Genomic DNA, 17,432 nt, shown 5'->3' with positions numbered 1-17,432 from the left:
ATCACCGGGACGCCAGGGGACCCCCGGCGCCCCACCGCGTCCGCGACGCGCGACGGCACCGGACACACGCGGCACCGGACACACGGGACGCCGGGACACCCCGACGCCCCGCACGCGTGCCGGTCGTCAGCCGGTCCAGCTCCAGTCGGCGACCTCGGGCAGATCGGTGCCGTGCTCCCGGACCCAGGCGTGGTGACGGGTGCGGACGTCGGCCATCCGCTGGCGCACGGCGGCGGCGCGGACACCGAGGCCGGGAACCCGGTCGATGACGTCCATGACGAGGCGGTAGCGGTCCAGGTCGTTGCGGACGACCATGTCGAAGGGGGTCGTGGTGGTGCCCATCTCCTTGTAGCCGCGGACGTGCAGGTTGGGGTGGCCGGCGCGTCGATAGGCGAGGCGGTGGACGAGCCAGGGATAGCCGTGGTAGGCGAAGATCACCGGCTTGTCGGTGGTGAACAGTCCGTCGTACTCGCGGTCGCTCATGCCGTGCGGGTGGTCCTCGCGCGGCATCAGCCGGGTCATGTCGACGACGTTGACGACACGCACGGCGAGTTCGGGCAGATGGCGCCGGACGAGGTCGGCGGCGGCCAGGATCTCCAGGGTGGGGACGTCGCCCGCGCAGGCGAGGACGACATCCGGTTCGCGGTCGGCACCGGTCGTGCCGGCCCACTCCCAGATTCCGGCGCCGCGGGCGCAGTGGGCGCGGGCCTGGTCCATGGTGAGCCAGTCGAAGCCCGGCTGCTTGCCCGCGACCACGACATTGACGTAGTCCCGGCTGCGCAGCACGTGATCGGCCACGGACAGCAGGGTGTTGGTGTCCGGCGGCAGGTAGACCCGTACGACCTCCGGGCTCTTGCTGAGGACGTGGTCGACGAAGCCGGGGTCCTGGTGGGAGAAGCCGTTGTGGTCCTGACGCCAGACGTGCGAGGTGAGCAGGTAGTTCAGGGAGGCGATCGGGGCACGCCACGGCAGCGCGCGCGAAGTCCTGAGCCACTTGATGTGCTGGTTGACCATCGAGTCGACGATGTGGACGAAGGCCTCGTAGCAGGAGAACAGGCCGTGCCGGCCGGTGAGGAGGTAGCCCTCGAGCCAGCCCTGGCACATGTGTTCGGAGAGGATCTCCATGACCCGGCCGTGCCGGTCCAGGTGTTCGTCCACCTGGAGGGTCTGGGCCTGCCATGCCTTGCCGCTGGCGCCGTAGACGGCGTCGAGCCGGTTGGAGGCCGTCTCGTCGGGGCCCACCAGCCGGAAGTCGCGGCGGGGCGCGGTGTCCTTCATGACCTGTTCGAGGAGCTCGCCGAGGACCCGGGTGGGCTCGTGCACGGTACCGCCCGGCTTGTCGACGGGGACGGCGAACCGGTCGAGGGAGGGGACCGGCAGATCGCGGACGAGCAGACCGCCGTTGGCGTGCGGGGTGGCACCCAGCCGGCGCGCTCCCTCCGGGACACAGGTGAGGACCTCGGCGACCGGCCGGCCCTCCGCGTCGAAGAGCTCCTCGGGCCGGTAGGAGCGCAGCCAGGCCTCCAACTGGCGCAGGTGCTCCGGGTTCTCCCGCACGGCGGGCAGCGGGACCTGGTGGGCGCGCCAGGTTCCCGCGACCGGCAGGCCGTCGACCTCCGCGGGTCCGGTCCACCCCTTCGGCGTGCGGAGCACGATCATGGGCCAGTGCACGCGCTCGGTCACCCCGTCCTCGCGGGCGGTGCGCTGCATCAGCGCGATGCGGTCCAGGGCCCGGTCGAAGGCGTCGGCCATGGCCCGGTGCACCTGGTGCGGGTCGTCGCTGGTGACGTGGATGGGGTCGTGGCCGTAGCCGCGCAGCAGCTCGTCGAGTTCGGGTTCGGGGATGCGGGCCAGCACCGTCGGGTTGGCGATCTTGTAGCCGTTGAGGTGCAGGATCGGCAGGACGGCGCCGTCGTGGACCGGGTCGAGGAACTTGTTGGAGTGCCAGGACGCGGCCAGCGGGCCGGTCTCCGCCTCGCCGTCCCCGATGACGCAGGCGACCAGCAGGTCCGGGTTGTCGAAGGCGGCGCCGTAGGCGTGCGCGAGGGAGTAGCCGAGCTCGCCGCCCTCGTGGATCGAGCCCGGTGTCTCGGGGGCGACATGGCTGGGCACGCCACCGGGGAACGAGAACTGCCTGAACAGCCGCTCCATGCCGGCCGCGTCCCGCGACACGTTCGGGTACGTCTCGCTGTAACTGCCCTCCAGCCAGGAGTTGGCGAGCACGGCCGGCCCGCCGTGACCGGGTCCCCAGACGCACAACGCGTCCAGAGCGCGGGCCCTGATCACCCGGTTGAGGTGGGTGTGGACGAGGTTGAGCCCGGGTGAGGTGCCCCAGTGACCGAGCAGCCGCGGCTTGATGTGATCGGGTGTCAGGGGCTCGGTCAGCAGGGGGTTGGCCAGCAGGTAGATCTGGCCCACGGCAAGGTAGTTGGCGGCCCGCCAGTGGGCGTCCAGGGTGCGCAGTTCCTCGTCGCTCAGTACGGTGGCGTCCTGTTGTTCCACCTTGGACGGTTGGACCTTGGGCATGGTGACTCCGAAGTCATCGGGGCAGGTCGGCGGGGAGAGGAGGAGGCATGGGCGGCAAGAGGCCGGCGTCGTTGCCGGGGGCGGTGTACGAGCGGGAACTGCTGCGGCTCCAGACGGAGCTGGTGAAGCTCCAGGAGTGGGTGCGCGTCGAGGGCGTCCGACTCGTGGTGGTCTTCGAGGGGCGTGACGCGGCGGGCAAGGGCGGCACGATCAAAAGGGTCTCGGAGCATCTCAATCCGCGTGTCGCGCGGACCGTGGCGCTGCCCAGGCCGACCGAGCGCGAGCGCACCCAGTGGTACTTCCAGCGGTACGTCGAACATCTGCCGGCCGCCGGGGAGATCGTCCTGTTCGACCGGAGCTGGTACAACCGGGCCGGTGTCGAACACGTCATGGGTTTCTGCACCAAGGAGGAGTACCAACTCTTCCTGCGTCAATGCCCCCTCTTCGAGCGCATGCTCGTGGAGGCGGGGATCGTGCTGCGCAAGTACTGGTTCTCGGTGAGCGACGCGGTGCAGCAGGACCGGTTCCGGCGCCGGCTGAAGGATCCGACGCGGCGCTGGAAGCTCTCTCCGATGGACCTGGAGTCGATCACGCGATGGGAGGCGTACTCCCGGGCCAAGGACGAGATGCTGGTGCACACGGACATTCCGGAAGCGCCCTGGTCCGTGGTCGAGAGCGACGACAAGCGCCGCGCCCGGCTGAACATGATCGCCCATCTGCTCGACTCGGTGCCGTACCACGAGGTGCCCCCGCCGGTGCTCGAACTGCCGCCCCGGCCGCCGTCGACCGGGTACGAGCGCCCGCCGCGCGATCTTCAGACGTACGTCCCCGACCACGCGGCGAGTCTCTGAGCCGGTCACTGTGTTCCCGCCCGGTCGGGAACGACGGCCACCGGGCAGGCGGACCGGTGCAGAAGGGCGTGCACGACCCGGCCGACCGGCAGTCCGACATGTGCGTGGAGCCGCTCGGCGCCGACGACCAGCAGGTCCGCCCCGGCCGAGGCGGCCAGCAGCACGCCGCGGGCGGACCCCTCGGCGGCCCGCAGACGGAGCCGCACCGAAGGATGCTCCGCCGCGGGCCCGTCCAGCGCCGACTCCAGGATCTCCACCGCCTGCCGCTCGTGCCGTCGGGCGGGTTCCCCCTCGACGGGCGGCTGGTCCGTCGGCTCCCGGCCGGGCCACCGCCAGGCCCGTACCGCGTCCAGGGACGCCCCGCGGGCCTCTGCCTCCTGGAGGGCGAATCGCGCGGGTGCGGAACTGTTCGGGCCGTCGCCGACCGCGAGGACGATCCGCCGGTGTTCCCCGGCCGCGGCCCGGCTCTCCTGGCCGCCACGCAGCACGATCACGGGGCAGTCGGCGCGCGCGGCCACCGCGAGGCTCACCGAGCCGAGCAGCAGTTCGACGAGCCCGTTGCGGCCGCGCGAGCCGATGACCAGCGCGCAGGCACGGTGTCCCTCGTGCAGCAGGACACTCACCGGGTCGTCGGGCAGGACGTCGGCCGACACCCGCGTACCGGGCCGCCGGTCACGGACGCGCCGTGTGGCGGCGTCGACGACGTCCTCCGCCAGCTTCTGGTCCGGGGGCCGGTCCGTTCCGGCGGCGGAGACTCCTTCGTAGCGTTCCCACAGTGACGCGTTCACCAGCCGCAGCGGGGCACCGCGCAGCGCCGCCTCGTCCGCCGCCCAGTCCACCGCGCGCAGGCTCGGTCCGGAGCCGTCGACGCCCACGACGAGGGGAAGCTCCAAGATCCTCACCTTCCCGTGCCGGGATCGCGGACGATCCCGGTCCTGGCCCGACCGCGCGGCATCGCGGTGGGTTCGTCGACGGACGCGTGCGGACGGGTCCCGTGGTCGGATCGCGGGCGGACGGGTCCGTGGACGGAAACGGTCCGGCCCGCGGTGTGCGGCCGACGGACCTCGGCGAGGCCCTGCCGTGTCCCGGGGTCGTATCCGGTCACCGAGGTGTCGCGGACCGTGCCGTGGACCGGGCCCCGGAGCGTGCCGTACGCCGGCACGGCCACCCTCACGAGTTTCCCGCCGCGCCGCAACCCGGGGTGGGAGACCACGCGGGCGGCTCCTTCCACCATGGTGGTGATTCCCTCCTCGCGCGACGTCACTCCCCCGGACCGCACCCGCTGGCACCGCCCGCCCGGCCTGCCCGGCCGGTGCGCGGCCGCCCGCCGCCGGGTCGTCCCACCAGGAAGCCGGACGGGTGACGCCGGTGATGGAGCGGTCACGGTGCCGGGCATGGTCTCCCTCTGCGTGGTCTCCCTCTGCCGGGCCGGGCCGGCGTTCCGTTTCCAGGCTCTGGCCCCGACCGGCCGCGGTGCAGGGGCCGCAGGTCCCCGGCGGGGGCCGAACGGCCCTGAGGAGGCGCGCGGCGGAAGGGTGTGGGGGCGTGAGGGCGTGGGTCCCACCGTCCCGCGCCCCCCCGGCGACAGTGCCCCGGCGACGAGTGCGGCCGCCCGGGACCCGGCGAGGTGTGGTGCCCACCCGCTCATGCGTCCACGCTGGAAGGAGCACCCTCGACCCGGTGCCCCTCGCCGGTGAGCGACCGGACGGTCCTCCCATCGGTACGTACGCCCCTACGGCAGCGGAGGCCGGCCATGGACGACGTTCCCCTCCCCTATCAGGTGACGCAGGCCCGCGAGGAGACGGCCGACACGGTCACCCTCACGCTCGCGCCGACGGGCACCGGGCTGCTCGCGCCGTTCACGCCCGGCCGCTACGCCCTGGTGCACGCTCTCGCGGTGGGCACGATCCCGGTACCGGTGTCCCGCATCGACCGCCAGGAGATCGCCCTCACGATTCGGTCGGTGGAGGCGGTCTCGGCCGCCCTGTGCGCCCTTCGGCCGGGTGGCCGGGTCGGGTTGCGCGGCCCGTTCGGCACCGGCTGGGAACTCGACAGGGCGGCCGGGCAGGACCTGCTGGTCGTCGCGGACGGACTCGGTCCGGCGACCCTGCGCCCGCTGGTCCTCGACGCGCTCGCCGCACCTCAGCTGTACGGACACCTGAACGTCCTGGTCGGCGCCCGCACCCCGGACGACATCCTCTACGCCCAGCAGACGCACGCCTGGTCGGCGGCGCACGGCCCACCGCACTGCGCGGTCACCGTCGACCGCCCCGGGCCCGGCTGGGAGGGCTCCGTCGGCGCCGTCACCGCCCTCCTGGACGGGGCCCGGTTCGATCCCCGGAACACCACGGCCTACGTCTGCGGTCCCGCGGAGACGGTCCGGGCCACCGCCCGTGCCCTGCTCCGGCGCGGCCTTCCCGCGGAGCGGATCCGGGTCGCCCTCGACGGCTTCCCGGACGGCGCCGCCGGTCCCCGCGAGCGGGCGGGCCCGGGGGACGCCCTCCCCCTCGGGCACGGCGGTCCGGTGAACGGCTGGGACCAGGTCGGGTCCCCGTCCTCCGCGCCACCCGGCACCTGACACCTGACACCTGACGGGAGTCCTCCGCGGCTCCGGCTCCAGGACCGGCCGCCGCGCGTCCGCCTCGGCCTCCGCCCGGCTGGAGGTTCCGCGCCGGTCGGCCCCCCTCACATCCGCGACCCGCCCGGTCCGCCGCATTCCTGGGTGCACGTGGCGCAGGGGCGTCGGCCGCACGGGTGCCGTCGGCAGGCGGGCGGAGGGGAAGGCGAAGGTCGCGCGGCCGGACGGACGCGCGAGGCACACCGGCCGGAGCCGGTCCGGCGCGGAATCGGCCACCGGTGCGCACTGTGCCGTCGGTACAGTCGGTGAAGATCACCTCAGGCGGCAGGAAGGCCGGCGCACCATGGCCGTGGACGAGCTCGACACCCGGATCCTGCGGCTGCTGCTGGAGCAGCCGCGTACCAGCGTGCGTGAGTACGCCCGCATGCTCGGTGTCGCCCGCGGGACGCTCCAGGCCCGCATGGACCGGCTGGAGCGGGACGGGGTGATCACCGGCACGGGACCCTCGCTGTCCCCCGCCGCGCTCGGCCACCCCGTGCTGGCCTTTGTGCACATCGAGGTCACGCAGGGCCGTCTCGACGAGGTCGGCGACGCGCTCGCCGCCGTACCGGAGATCATCGAGGCGTTCTCGATCACGGGCGGCGGCGATCTGCTCACGCGGGTGGTGGCGCGCGACAACGCCCACCTGGAAGATGTGGTCCAGTCGCTCATCAGCATGCCCGGCGTCGTACGCACCCGCACCGAGGTGGCGCTGCGCGAACGTGTTCCGCACCGGGTGCTGCCGCTGGTGGAGTCGATCGGCCGGATGCCGAACGGCTGACGGGCGCCTGGACCGGCACGGGGCTGCCGCCCCCTGTGCCCCCGTCGCCTGTCCGACCCGTGCGCCATCTGGCCCGCCCATGATCCGGTCCGGCCCCCACGCCCCAGGCCCGCCCGCCGTTCGTTCCGCCCGGCACCCGGTCCGCGCGTGGTCCGGTCCGCCCGCCCCCGTCCGATCCGCGCGTCGCAGGATGTGTCTCGTCCTGGGTGCACCTGGCCCCTCACCGGCAGGGACTTGGCATCCTGGACCCCATGAGCGCTCTCGGCCGCACCTCGGTCATCTTCGATCTCGACGGAACCCTCGTGGACAGCGAGCCGAACTACTTCGAAGCCGGGCGGCAGACGCTCGCCGAGCACGGCATCACCGACTTCACCTGGGCCGACCACGAACGGTACGTGGGCATCAGCACCCGGGAGACGCTCACTCTCTGGAAGGAGCGCTACGGACTGCGGGCTCCGCTGGAGGCCCTGCTCGCCGAGAAGAACCGCCGCTATCTGGAGCTGGCCCGCGCCTGCACGCACGTCTATCCGGAGATGCGGAAGTTCGTCGGGCTGCTGGCCGACGCGGGGGTCCCGATGGCCGTGGCCTCGGGCTCCTCGGCCGCCGCCATCGAGGCGATCCTGACGGGGACCGGCCTGGCGGCCCGTCTGACGACCTTCGTCTCGGCCGACGAGGTGGCGCACGGCAAGCCCGCACCGGACGTCTTCCTGGAGGCCGCCGCCCGTCTGGGCGCCGCGCCGGCGGACTGCGTGGTCCTGGAGGACGCCGCCCCGGGCGCCGCGGCCGCGCACGCGGCCGGGATGCGGTGCCTCGCGATCCCGTACGTCACCGCGCAGGCCGACGACCCGGCGTTCGGCACGGCTGGGCTGCTGCTGCGCGGCGGCCAGGCCGAGTTCACGGCGCGGACCGCGTACGACTGGCTCGCGGACCCGGCCGCGACCTCGCGCGTCTCCGGCACGTCCTGAACCCGCGGGCACGCCCGGAACCCGCCGGTACGCCCGCAACCCCGCCTCTTGCCGTCCGGGAGTTCCCGGCCGCCGCTACTCCGCGCGCTCCAGGTACGCCCGTCCTGAGCCTCGGAAGGCCGCGCCCGGGGCTTCCGCAGTCGCGGAGGTCCCGGATCTCGGCCGCCCGGCGTCTCAGGAGAAGTCGAGGACGAGGTCCACGTCCTTGACGTGCTCCTCGAAACGCTCGCCGGTCGCGGCACCGCGCCGATCCCCGGAACGGGCGCCCGGCCGCCATCCGTCAGGCGGCCTCCCGCGTCCCGGCCGCGCCACCGCCCGCACGCCCGTCCCCCTCGCGATGGACGCTGTCCCCGTCGCGACGGACGCCGTCCCCGTCGCGGTGGATCGGCGTCCGCGAGCCGGTCAGCGGAGCGCCGGTGCCGCCCTCCCGGGCCGCGACGATCTCCGCCGCGATGGACAGCGCGGTCTCCTCCGGCGTACGGGCCCCGAGGTCGAGCCCGATCGGGGATCTCAGCCGGGACAGCTCCCGCTCGGTGAGGCCGGCCTCGCGCAGCCGTCGCTGACGGTCCTCGTGGGTGCGGCGCGACCCCATGGCCCCGACGAAGGCCGCCGGCATCCGCAGGGCCTCCTCCAGCAGGGGTACGTCGAACTTGGCGTCGTGGGTCAGCACGCACAGGACCGTCCGCTCGTCGGTCCCGGTGCGCCGGAGGTAGCGGTGCGGCCAGTCGACGACGATGTCGTCCGCCTCGGGGAAGCGGACGCGGGTGGCGAAGACGGGGCGGGCGTCGCACACGGTCACGTGGTAGCCGAGGAACTTGCCGACCCGTACCAGCGCCGTGGCGAAGTCGACGGCGCCGAAGACGATCAGGCGGGGCGGCGGCACGCTGGACTCCACGAACAGCGTCACGCCCCCGGGGCACCGCGAACCGTCTTCGGAGATCTCGACCGTGCCGGTGCGCCCCGCCGCGAGCATGCCGCGGGCCTCCCCTGCCGCGGTGCCGTCCAGCGCCGGGGAACCGCTGAGACCTCCCTCGACCGGTGGCCCGTACGCCGGGTCGGGCCGGACCAGCAGCGCCCTGCCCAGCAGTCCGGCCGGTCCCCGCGCCACTCTGGCGACGGCGGCCGGCTCACCGCGGGCCGCGGCCGACAGCGCCGCCTCGAACACCTTCCGGTCCGGTGCGTCCGCACGCACCGGCGTGACCAGGACATCGATGACGCCGCCGCAGGTCAGGCCGACCGCGAAGGCGTCCGCGTCACTGTGTCCGAACCGCTCCCGCACAGTCCGGCCGTCCTGGAGCGCCTGGACGCACAGGTCGTACACGGCCCCTTCGACGCATCCGCCGGAGACCGAGCCGGCGGCAGTGCCATGGCCGTCCACGGCGAGGGCGGCGCCCGGACCGCGCGGCGCGCTGCCGCCGACGTTCACGACGGTGGCGACGGCGAAGTCCCGGCCCTCGTCGGCCCAGCGGTGCAGTTCGTCGGCGAGGTCAAGCACCGGCGTCCCCTGCCGCCGCGGCCCCCGCGAGCAGGACCCGGTCGGGCCGGATCGGCAGGTGCCGGTGGCGTACGCCGGTCGCGTGCCAGACCGCGTTGGCGATCGCCGCCGCGGCCCCGACGACCCCGATCTCGCCGATGCCCTTGATACCCACCGGGTCGTCCGGGTCCGGGTCGTCCACCCAGTCCGCCTCGATCTGCGGTACGTCGGCGTGCGCGGCGAAGTGGTAACCGGCCAGGTCGGCACCGACGTGGCCGCCCGTGGCCCGGTCCCGGACCGCCTCCTCGTGCAGCGCCATGGACAGGCCCCAGACCATTCCGCCGACGAACTGCCCGCGCGCGGTGAGCGGGTTGACGATGCGGCCGGCGGCGAAGATGCCCAGCATCCGCCGTACCCGCACCTCCCCGCTGGTGACGTCCACGGCGACCTCGGCGAACTGCGCCCCGAAGGTGTGGCGTTCCATCGGCGGCAGCGCGCCGACGGCCCGGGAGGTGTCCGAGCGTGCCGTGATCCCCTCCGGTGGGATACCGCCGCCCAGGACCAGCCGTTCGCGCAGCCCGGCCGCCGCGACCCGGATCGCCCAGGCCCAGGAACGGGTGCCCATCGATCCGCCGGCGATCATCGCCGGGCCGAAGTCGCTGTCCGCGATCCGCATCCGGATGCGCTCCGGCGCGGTCTCCAGCGCGTCCGCGGCGATCAGGGTGAGCGCGGTCCGCGCCCCGGTCCCGATGTCCGAGGCGGTGATCCGTACCGTGAAGGTCCCGTCGGGCTCCGCGGTCACGGCCGCCGTGGACGGGGCGGACAGCATGGGGAAGGTGGCCGCGGCGGTGCCGGTGCCGAGCAGCCAGCGTCCTTCGCGGCGGACTCCCGGGCTCGGGTCGCGGTCCGCCCAGCCGAACCTGCGGGCCCCCTCCTCGAAGCACCCGGCCAGATTGCGGCTGCTGAAGGGCAGTCCGGAGACGGGGCCCACGTCCGGCTCGTTGCGCAGACGCAGCTCGATCGGGTCGAGGCCGCACTTCTCGGCGAGTTCGTCGACCGCGGACTCCAGCGCGAAGGATCCCGGCGCCTCTCCCGGGGCCCGCATCCAGCTCGGCGTCGGCACGTCGAGCCGTACGACGCGGCTGACGGAGTGGTGCGCGTCGGAGCCGTACATCGCCCGCCCGTACTCGGCGCTGCGCTCGACGAACTCGTGGACGGTCGAGGTCAGGCTCTCGGCGCGGTGCTCGACCGCGCGCAGCCGTCCGTCCGTGTCGGCGCCGAGCCTGACCCGCTGCGCCGTGGGGCTGCGGTAGCCGACGAGGGAGAACATCTGACGCCGGGTCATGACGACCCGCACCGGGCGGTGCAGCACGGTCGCGGCCATCGCGGCCGCCACGGAGTGCGGGCGGGTCCCTTTGGAACCGAAGCCGCCTCCCACGTGCTCGGACCGGACCCGGACCGACTCGGGGTCGAGCGAGAACAGCTTGGCCAGTTCGTCCGCCACGAACCTGCTGCCCTGGTTGGAGTCGATCACCTCCAGCCGGCCGCCGTCCCAGCGCGCGAGCGCCGCGTGCGGCTCCATGGGGCTGTGATGCTCCTCCGGGGTGCTGTACTCGGCGTCCACGACGACGGCGGACGCGGCGAGTTCGGCCTCCAGGTCGCCCTTCGTCCCGGCGGGGGCGCTCTCCGCCGTGTACACACCGGGAAGCCCGGCGGCGAACTCGACGTCGTGCGGCTCCTCGTCGTACTCGACGACGAGCGCCTCGGCGGCCTCCCTCGCCTGCTCGGGTGTCTCGGCGACGACGAGGGCCACCGGCCAGCCGGAGTAGGGCACCCGGTCCCGCTGGAAGACCTGGACGATCGGGTCGGGCACGCCGAAGGCGTTCGTGTAACCGGCGTTGAGACGCGGGGCGTTCTCGTGGTGCAGGACGGCGAGGACACCCGGCATCGCGAGGACCGGCTCGGACCGTACGGCACGGATTCGGCCCCGGGCCACGGTGGACAGCACCAGCCAGCCGTGGGCGAGTCCGGGATGGGGTACCTCTCCCGCGTAGCGCGCCGCTCCGGTCACCTTGGCCACGCCCTCCACCCGGGTGTGCGCGGTACCGACGGCCTCGGCCGCAGTGCCGGTCGCGGTCGGGGTGGTCGTGGTGGTCATCGGGCGGCCTCCTCGGTGAGTTCGGTCAGCGTCGCCACGACGAGGTTGCGCGTGAGGGGCACCTTGTAGCCGTTGTGGGGCAGCGGGTCGGCCGCCGCCAGCTCGGCGTCCGCCGCTGCGGCGAAGGCCTCGGCGTCCGCGGGTCCCCCCAGCAGCGCCCGCTCGGCCTCCCGGGCACGCCACGGCCGGGACGCCACCGCCCCGAAGGCGAGGCGCACCTCGCGCACGACACCGCCGCGGACATCGAGCGCGGCGGCGATCGAGCCGATCGCGAAGGCGTACGAGGCGCGTTCGCGCACCTTACGGTAGCGGGAGCGGGCGGCGACCGGGTCCGCGGGCACGGTCACGCCGGTGATCAGCGCGCCGGACGGCAGGGCGGTCTCCCGGTGCGGAGTGTCACCGACGGAGAGATAGAACTCCGCGAGCGGCAACTCGCCCGGCCCGTCGAGCGTTTCGTACGTGACGACGGCGTCGAAAGCCGTGAGGGCCACCGCCATGTCGGAGGGGTGCGTGGCGACGCAGTGCGCGGAGGCGCCGAGGATGGCGTGGTTGTGGTGTTCGCCCTCGACGGCGGGGCAACCACTGCCGGGGGCACGCTTGTTGCAGGGTTTCGCGAGGTCGGTGAAGTAGCCGCAGCGGGTGCGCTGGAGCAGATTCCCGCCGACCGTGGCCATGTTGCGCAGTTGCCCCGAGGCACCGGCCAGGACCGCCTGTGCCAACGCCGGGTAGCGGCGCCGCACTTCAGGATGTGCGGCAAGGTCGCTGTTGGTGACGGTCGCGCCGATGCGCAGCCCGCCACCCTGATTGAACTCGATCTGGTCCAGGGGCAGTTCGCGCACGTCGACAAGGCGTGCGGGCCGCTCCACCCCGCTCTTCATCAGGTCGACGAGGTTGGTGCCGCCGCCGAGACATCGCGCCTCGGGGTCGGCGCCCAGCAGGGCGACCGCGCCGGCCACGTCGAAGGCGCGTTCATAACCGAACTCCCTCATGCCGCGGCCTCCTTGGCATCCGTTCCGTTCATATCGGGCACCTCGGCCACTTGCGTCTCCACGGCAACGGATTGCGCGGCGCCGGATTCCGCGCCGCCGGAGGCGATGACGTCGGAGGCGATGACGTCGGAGTCCATGACGTCCGAACGCACGGCACGGGCTTCCCGCGTACGGACTTCCCCCGTACGGACTCGCCCCGCACGGACCGCCCCGTCCTCTGCCGCCCGGGCGACTGCCCGCACGATGGACACGTAGGCGCCGCAGCGGCACAGGTTGCCGCTCATCCGCTCACGGATCTCCTCCGCACCGAGCGGCGGAACGCCCGCTTCGGGCCGCACGTCGGCGGTCACGGCGCTCGGCCAGCCCGCCGCGTGCTCCTCGATCACACCGAGGGCCGAGCAGATCTGGCCCGGTGTGCAGTAGCCGCACTGGTAGCCGTCGAGGTCGAGGAACGCCTGCTGCACCGGGTGCAGCCGATCCCCGTCCGCCACGCCTTCGATGGTGGTGATGTCGCGGCCCTCGGCGGCGACGGCGAGTTGCAGACAGGAGACGGCCCGGCGCCCGTCGAGCAGCACCGTGCAGGCGCCGCACTGACCCTGATCACAGCCTTTTTTGGTACCCGTCAGATCGAGGTGCTCGCGCAGCGCGTCGAGCAGGGTGGTGCGGTGGTCGACGGGCAGCGTGTACTTCTCGCCATTGATGTGCAGGGTGATGGCGCTGGACGTCGGTGGGGCCATGATCAGCCTTCTTTCGCCGGGTCGCGGGGGTCGCGGGGGAAGGAATGGCGCTGCGCGGTCGTCGGGGTGGGCGGATGGGGCCCGGGAGTCGCCCGTACAGGGTGCGGGGCAGGGCCCGTTCCGAGACGCACCGACAGTCCACGGTGGCCGGATCTCACGCTATGGTGAACCTAAGTGGACAGCTGTCCACTCACTCCGAACTTAGCGGACAGCTGTCCACTTAGCAAGGACGGGCTCCGCCACGAGTGCCGTGCCTGCCGGAAGGGGGACGAGTGCAGCAGAAGAAGGACGCCCCGCTGCGTTCGGACGCGCAGCGCAACCGCGAGCGCATCCTCGAAGTGGCCCTGGCGGAACTGACCCGCTCCTCGGACACCCCGCTCAGCGCGATCGCCAAGAAGGCGGGCGTGGGGCAGGGCACGTTCTACCGGAACTTCCCCAACCGCGAGGCGCTGGTCCTGGAGGTCTACCGCTACGAGGTGCAGCAGCTCGCCGACACCGCGGCCCAGCTGCTGGAGACGCGGACCCCGGACCGGGCCCTTCGCGACTGGATGGACCGTCTGGCGCAGTACGCCATGGCCAAGGCGGGCCTGGCCGAGGCCTTGCGCGCGTCCACCGTGACCCGGGGCACCCTGACCAAGCTGGGGCACGGCGCGGTCTCCGCGGCCGTCTCCCTCCTTCTCGACGCCAACGAGCGCGCGGGCACCATCCGCCCGGGTGTCACCCCCGACGACTTCGTCCTCGCCATCGCCGGCCTCTGGCAGATGGACGCGCACGGGGACTGGCAGCCGCGCGCCGCGCGACTGCTGGACCTGGTGATGGACGGTCTGCGGGTGGGCGCGCCGGGCCCACGGCCACCGGCGTCCGGCCCGGCCTCCATCGACGCGGACTGAGGAGAGCTCCGGGGCCCCAAGCGCCGCGCCGGGGTGGGGCGGGCGTCGAGCGCCCTGCACCGGGATCACGTCACCGGCGCGGCAGCCCGGCGCGGGTGACGGTCGGCGGCGGCGTCACCGTCCGGCGGAACCACGGGGCGTGCGCGCGCAGCCCGGGCACGGCCGTACTCCTCCGGTCTTGTTCCTGCTCTCACCCGTACGTACGTCGAACGGGACACCGCCGCATCGACGGTGTCCCTCGACAACGATGCCCGCCGGAGCGCTCAGGACCCACGCGGTCCGCACGGTCGTCCGGTGCGGACGCGCCGGACGACCGCGGGAGGTGTGCGCGCCTCCCGACCATGGGAGGCGCGCACACCTCCCACGGAGGCGGTGTCCCTAGGCTCCGCTGGCGCCGAGCATGTCCTCGCGTTCGACGAGCTTGACCCGCTCGCGGCCCTGCGGTTCGCCGAGGGCCTTCTCCGCGGCGTCCAGCCGGTACCAGCCCTCCCACGTCGTGAAGCGGACGTCGCGCTCCTTCAGGAACGCGTCCACGGCCTCAGGTTCGGGCGCGGCGGGCGTGAGCAGACGGCCGCCCGCGTGGTCGTCGAGCAGGCTGGCGACGGTCTCGTTGGCGTCGCCCTTGGTGTGGCCGATCAGGCCCACCGGCCCACGCCGGATCCAGCCGGTGACGTACGTCGAGCGCAGGTGCTCGCCGGTCTCCTCGATGACCCGGCCCGCGGCGTCGGGGACCGTGCCGGACTCGACGTCCCAGGGCAGCTTGGGGAGCTTGTCGGACAGGTAGCCCACGGCACGGTAGACGGCCGTGACGTCCCAGTCCTTGTAGGTGCCGGTGCCCTTGACGTTCCCGGTGCCGTCGAGGACGGTGCGCTCGGTACGCAGGCCGGTGACCTCGCCGTCCTCGCCGAGGATCTCGGTCGGCGACTCGAAGAAGTGCAGGAACAGCTTGTGGGGCCGTTCGCCGGCGTCGCGGATGGCCCAGTTCTCCAGCGTCTTGGCGACCATGTCGGCCTGCTTGTTGCCGCGCCGGGTGGCGATCGAGCCCTCGTCGTAGTCGATGTCCTCGGGGTCGACGATGACCTCGATGTTCGGCGAGTGGTCCAGCTCCCGCAGCTCCATCGGGCTGAACTTGGCCTGTGCCGGGCCGCGGCGGCCGAAGACGTGGACCTCCAGCGCCTTGTTCGCCCGGAGCCCCTCGTGGACGTTCGGCGGGATCTCGGTCGGCAGCAGCTCCTCGGCGGTCTTGGCCAGGACGCGCGCGACGTCGAGCGCGACGTTGCCGACACCGAGGACGGCGACCTTCTCCGCTTCGAGGGGCCAGGTCCGCGGCACGTCGGGGTGCCCGTCGTACCAGGAGACGAAGTCCGCCGCGCCGTACGAGCCGTCGAGACCAATGCCGGGTATGTCCAGGGCCCGGTCCGCCGTCGCGCCCGTGGAGAAGATCACCGCGTCGTAGAAGGCGCGCAGGTCGTCCAGGTTGATGTCCCCCGGGTAGTCGACGTTGCCGAAGAGACGTATCTGCGGCTTGTCGAGCACCTGGTGCAGGGCCGTGATGATGCCCTTGATCCGCGGGTGGTCCGGTGCGACGCCGTAGCGGATCAGGCCGAAGGGGGCCGGCATCCGCTCGAAGAGGTCGATGGACACACCGGGCTCGACGGCCACTGCGGACTTCAGCAGCGCGTCGGCGGCGTAGATGCCGGCGGGACCGGCTCCGACAATGGCTACCCGCAGAGGGCGAGGCATGATCAGATTCCCTTCGAAGGGGGCAGGGTGACTCGCCCGGAAGCCTAAGCTAAGGCATGCCTTAGTCAGTACTCGGGTTGGATCTATGACCACATAAGGGCGACTTATGACCCTTGTTTGTAAGGACATCCCTAGAAATCGGAGAGTCCCGGCGGGACTCCCGACGGATGCCTGGCCGGGTGCCGGAGAGCAGGTGCTCCGGGTCCGGGGGAAAATGGGGAGGTGAGCGTCCGGCGCTTGTCAGTGGACCGCCTCGTGGAGCAGCCGTCAGGCCGCGGACTGGTGGTGATCCCCGTCGCGTTGATCATAGTGATCACGGTGGTGGACATCCACTCGCCGGCCGACATCCATCTCGGTCCGCTGCTGGTCATCGCTCCCGCGCTCACCGCCTCGCTCGCCGGACCGCGGCTGACCGCTCTGGTCGGAGCGCTCGCCGTGACCGCCCAGGTGTGCATCGCGGTGCTGCACGGCGGCCTGACCACCTCCAACCACATCGCGCAGATCATCGCCCTGACCGTGCTGTCCGCCCTGGTGGTCTTCGTATGTCACCTACGGGAGCGGAGGGCACTGGAGCTGAGCCGGTCACGCTCGGTGGCCGAGACGGCGCAGCGGGTTCTGCTGCGGCCGCCGCCGCGCCGGATCGGGCCGCTTCGGGTGGCCTGGCTGTATCTCGCGGCCGAGGACGAGGCCCGGATCGGGGGCGACCTCTTCGCGGTGGCCCGCTCCGCCCACGCGTCCACCCGGCTCGTCATCGGGGACGTCCGCGGCAAGGGCATGTCCTCGATCGGCGAGGCGTCGGTGGCACTCGGCGCGTTCCGCGAGGGCGCCCAGCGGTACGCCACGCTGCCCGAACTGACGGCGGCGCTGGAGGCGAGCGTGTGCCGAGACCTCGACGAGGTGGCCGATACCGAACACGATCCCGGCGAGCACTTCATCACCGCGCTCATCCTCGACATCCCCGACCACGGCAGCCAGGTCGAGATGATCAACTGCGGCCATCCGCCGCCCTTGCTCATGCACGACCAGAAGATCGAGGTCCTGCACGCCCGGCACCCGCTGCCCCCGCTGGGCCTGTGCGAACCGCCCGCCGCGCGCCACCGCACGGACCCGTTCGTCTTCGAGGTGGGCGACATCCTGCTGCTCTACACCGACGGCGTCATCGAGGCCCGCTCACCGGTGGGCGACTTCTACCCCCTCGCCGAGCGGGTGGCCACTTTCCGGGGCGCCGGACCCGACGCGCTGCTGCGTCACATCCACGACGACCTGCTCGCCCACGTCGGCGACCGTCCCTCCGACGACGCCGCCCTCCTGATCGTCGAACGCACCGCCTCCGAGCACCCGCACCGACCGCATCTCACGGCCCACCCCCTCGACGGACACCACCGGAGTCACCCCGGCGGTCCGCCGTCCGTCCCTGGGCCACCGACCTGATCCGGCCACGGACCGATGCCCTCAGGACGACCGCCGGGCGGTCTCGACCGCGCCGGGTGACCCGGCCTCGGGCAGGGCGCAGGCGCGGTCCAGGCCGCGCCGAACGCACCGCAGCGACCTCCGGCCGGGTGCCGGGCCAGTCCCGGCCGCGCCGGTGACCGGCCCGTCGGTGGGGTGGCGTCACGACACCGGTACGCGACACCGGTACGCGACACCCGTACGCAATGCCGCGGTCACTCCCGGTCCAGTCCGCCAGGGTCACTCCCGGTC

Annotated in this window: 13 protein-coding genes and 1 pseudogene; 6 read left to right on the top strand and 8 right to left on the bottom strand. The window is 73.0% G+C overall.

The window, feature by feature from the left end:
• Positions 1-126: 126 nt before the first annotated feature.
• Entirely contained in the window at positions 127-2,526 is a 2,400-nt protein-coding gene (locus GFH48_RS35135; RefSeq protein ID WP_153292096.1) for a phosphoketolase family protein, read from the bottom strand.
• Positions 2,527-2,573: 47 nt separating this feature from the next.
• On the opposite strand from GFH48_RS35135, the gene ppk2 reads away from it, so the two are divergent.
• Complete coding sequence (ppk2, locus tag GFH48_RS35130; RefSeq protein WP_153292095.1) at positions 2,574-3,377, top strand: polyphosphate kinase 2; 804 nt, start codon at positions 2,574-2,576, stop codon at positions 3,375-3,377.
• A gap of 5 nt (positions 3,378-3,382) precedes the next feature.
• Here the strand turns inward: ppk2 and GFH48_RS35125 are convergent, their stop codons facing one another.
• Both GFH48_RS35125 and GFH48_RS35120 read right to left on the bottom strand, forming a co-directional pair.
• A complete protein-coding gene (locus tag GFH48_RS35125; RefSeq protein ID WP_153292094.1) occupies positions 3,383-4,270 on the bottom strand; it encodes a universal stress protein in 888 nt (295 codons plus the stop codon).
• A 5-nt stretch (positions 4,271-4,275) separates the two neighbouring features.
• Positions 4,276-4,611, bottom strand: a complete 336-nt coding sequence (locus GFH48_RS35120; protein ID WP_153292093.1) for a hypothetical protein — start codon at positions 4,609-4,611, stop codon at positions 4,276-4,278.
• Between the two features lie 519 nt (positions 4,612-5,130).
• Here GFH48_RS35120 and GFH48_RS35115 point away from each other — a divergent pair.
• From GFH48_RS35115 to GFH48_RS35105, 3 genes are all read left to right on the top strand, one after another.
• Entirely contained in the window at positions 5,131-5,955 is an 825-nt protein-coding gene (locus GFH48_RS35115; protein WP_153292092.1) for a ferredoxin reductase domain-containing protein, read from the top strand.
• A 343-nt stretch (positions 5,956-6,298) separates the two neighbouring features.
• Complete coding sequence (locus tag GFH48_RS35110) at positions 6,299-6,775, top strand: Lrp/AsnC family transcriptional regulator (protein WP_153292091.1); 477 nt, start codon at positions 6,299-6,301, stop codon at positions 6,773-6,775.
• A gap of 251 nt (positions 6,776-7,026) precedes the next feature.
• Positions 7,027-7,740: an HAD family hydrolase gene (locus GFH48_RS35105; protein ID WP_153292090.1), complete on the top strand. Its 714-nt coding sequence runs from the start codon at positions 7,027-7,029 to the stop codon at positions 7,738-7,740.
• A 280-nt stretch (positions 7,741-8,020) separates the two neighbouring features.
• Here the strand turns inward: GFH48_RS35105 and GFH48_RS35100 are convergent, their stop codons facing one another.
• From GFH48_RS35100 to GFH48_RS35085, 4 genes and pseudogenes are all read right to left on the bottom strand, one after another.
• Complete coding sequence (locus GFH48_RS35100) at positions 8,021-9,235, bottom strand: XdhC family protein (protein WP_153292089.1); 1,215 nt, start codon at positions 9,233-9,235, stop codon at positions 8,021-8,023.
• The gene (locus GFH48_RS35095) at positions 9,228-11,372 is read right to left on the bottom strand and encodes a xanthine dehydrogenase family protein molybdopterin-binding subunit (protein WP_153292088.1); all 2,145 of its coding nucleotides are present in this window, start codon (positions 11,370-11,372) and stop codon (positions 9,228-9,230) included. Before GFH48_RS35095 ends, GFH48_RS35100 begins: the two co-directional genes overlap by 8 nt.
• Positions 11,369-12,361, bottom strand: coding sequence for an FAD binding domain-containing protein (locus tag GFH48_RS35090; protein ID WP_153292087.1), 993 nt, complete (start codon positions 12,359-12,361; stop codon positions 11,369-11,371). The genes GFH48_RS35095 and GFH48_RS35090 overlap by 4 nt, the downstream gene beginning before the upstream one ends.
• A 200-nt stretch (positions 12,362-12,561) precedes the next feature.
• Positions 12,562-13,098, bottom strand: a pseudogene (locus GFH48_RS35085) ((2Fe-2S)-binding protein); the annotation flags it as partial.
• A gap of 272 nt (positions 13,099-13,370) precedes the next feature.
• Between GFH48_RS35085 and GFH48_RS35080 the strand changes: the two are divergent.
• Positions 13,371-13,988, top strand: a complete 618-nt coding sequence (locus GFH48_RS35080) for a TetR/AcrR family transcriptional regulator (RefSeq protein WP_153292086.1) — start codon at positions 13,371-13,373, stop codon at positions 13,986-13,988.
• Positions 13,989-14,366: 378 nt separating this feature from the next.
• Here GFH48_RS35080 and GFH48_RS35075 read toward each other — a convergent pair whose 3' ends face one another.
• Positions 14,367-15,731: an FAD-dependent oxidoreductase gene (locus GFH48_RS35075; RefSeq protein ID WP_153292085.1), complete on the bottom strand. Its 1,365-nt coding sequence runs from the start codon at positions 15,729-15,731 to the stop codon at positions 14,367-14,369.
• Positions 15,732-15,974: 243 nt separating this feature from the next.
• Between GFH48_RS35075 and GFH48_RS35070 the strand changes: the two genes are divergently transcribed.
• Positions 15,975-17,162, top strand: coding sequence for a PP2C family protein-serine/threonine phosphatase (locus GFH48_RS35070; RefSeq protein ID WP_322747033.1), 1,188 nt, complete (start codon positions 15,975-15,977; stop codon positions 17,160-17,162).
• The last annotated feature ends 270 nt before the right edge of the window (positions 17,163-17,432 follow it).

This window comes from Streptomyces fagopyri, assembly GCF_009498275.1.
GTDB classification, from domain to species: Bacteria; Actinomycetota; Actinomycetes; order Streptomycetales; family Streptomycetaceae; genus Streptomyces; species Streptomyces fagopyri.
This window is presented reverse-complemented; position numbering and strand designations above follow the sequence as displayed.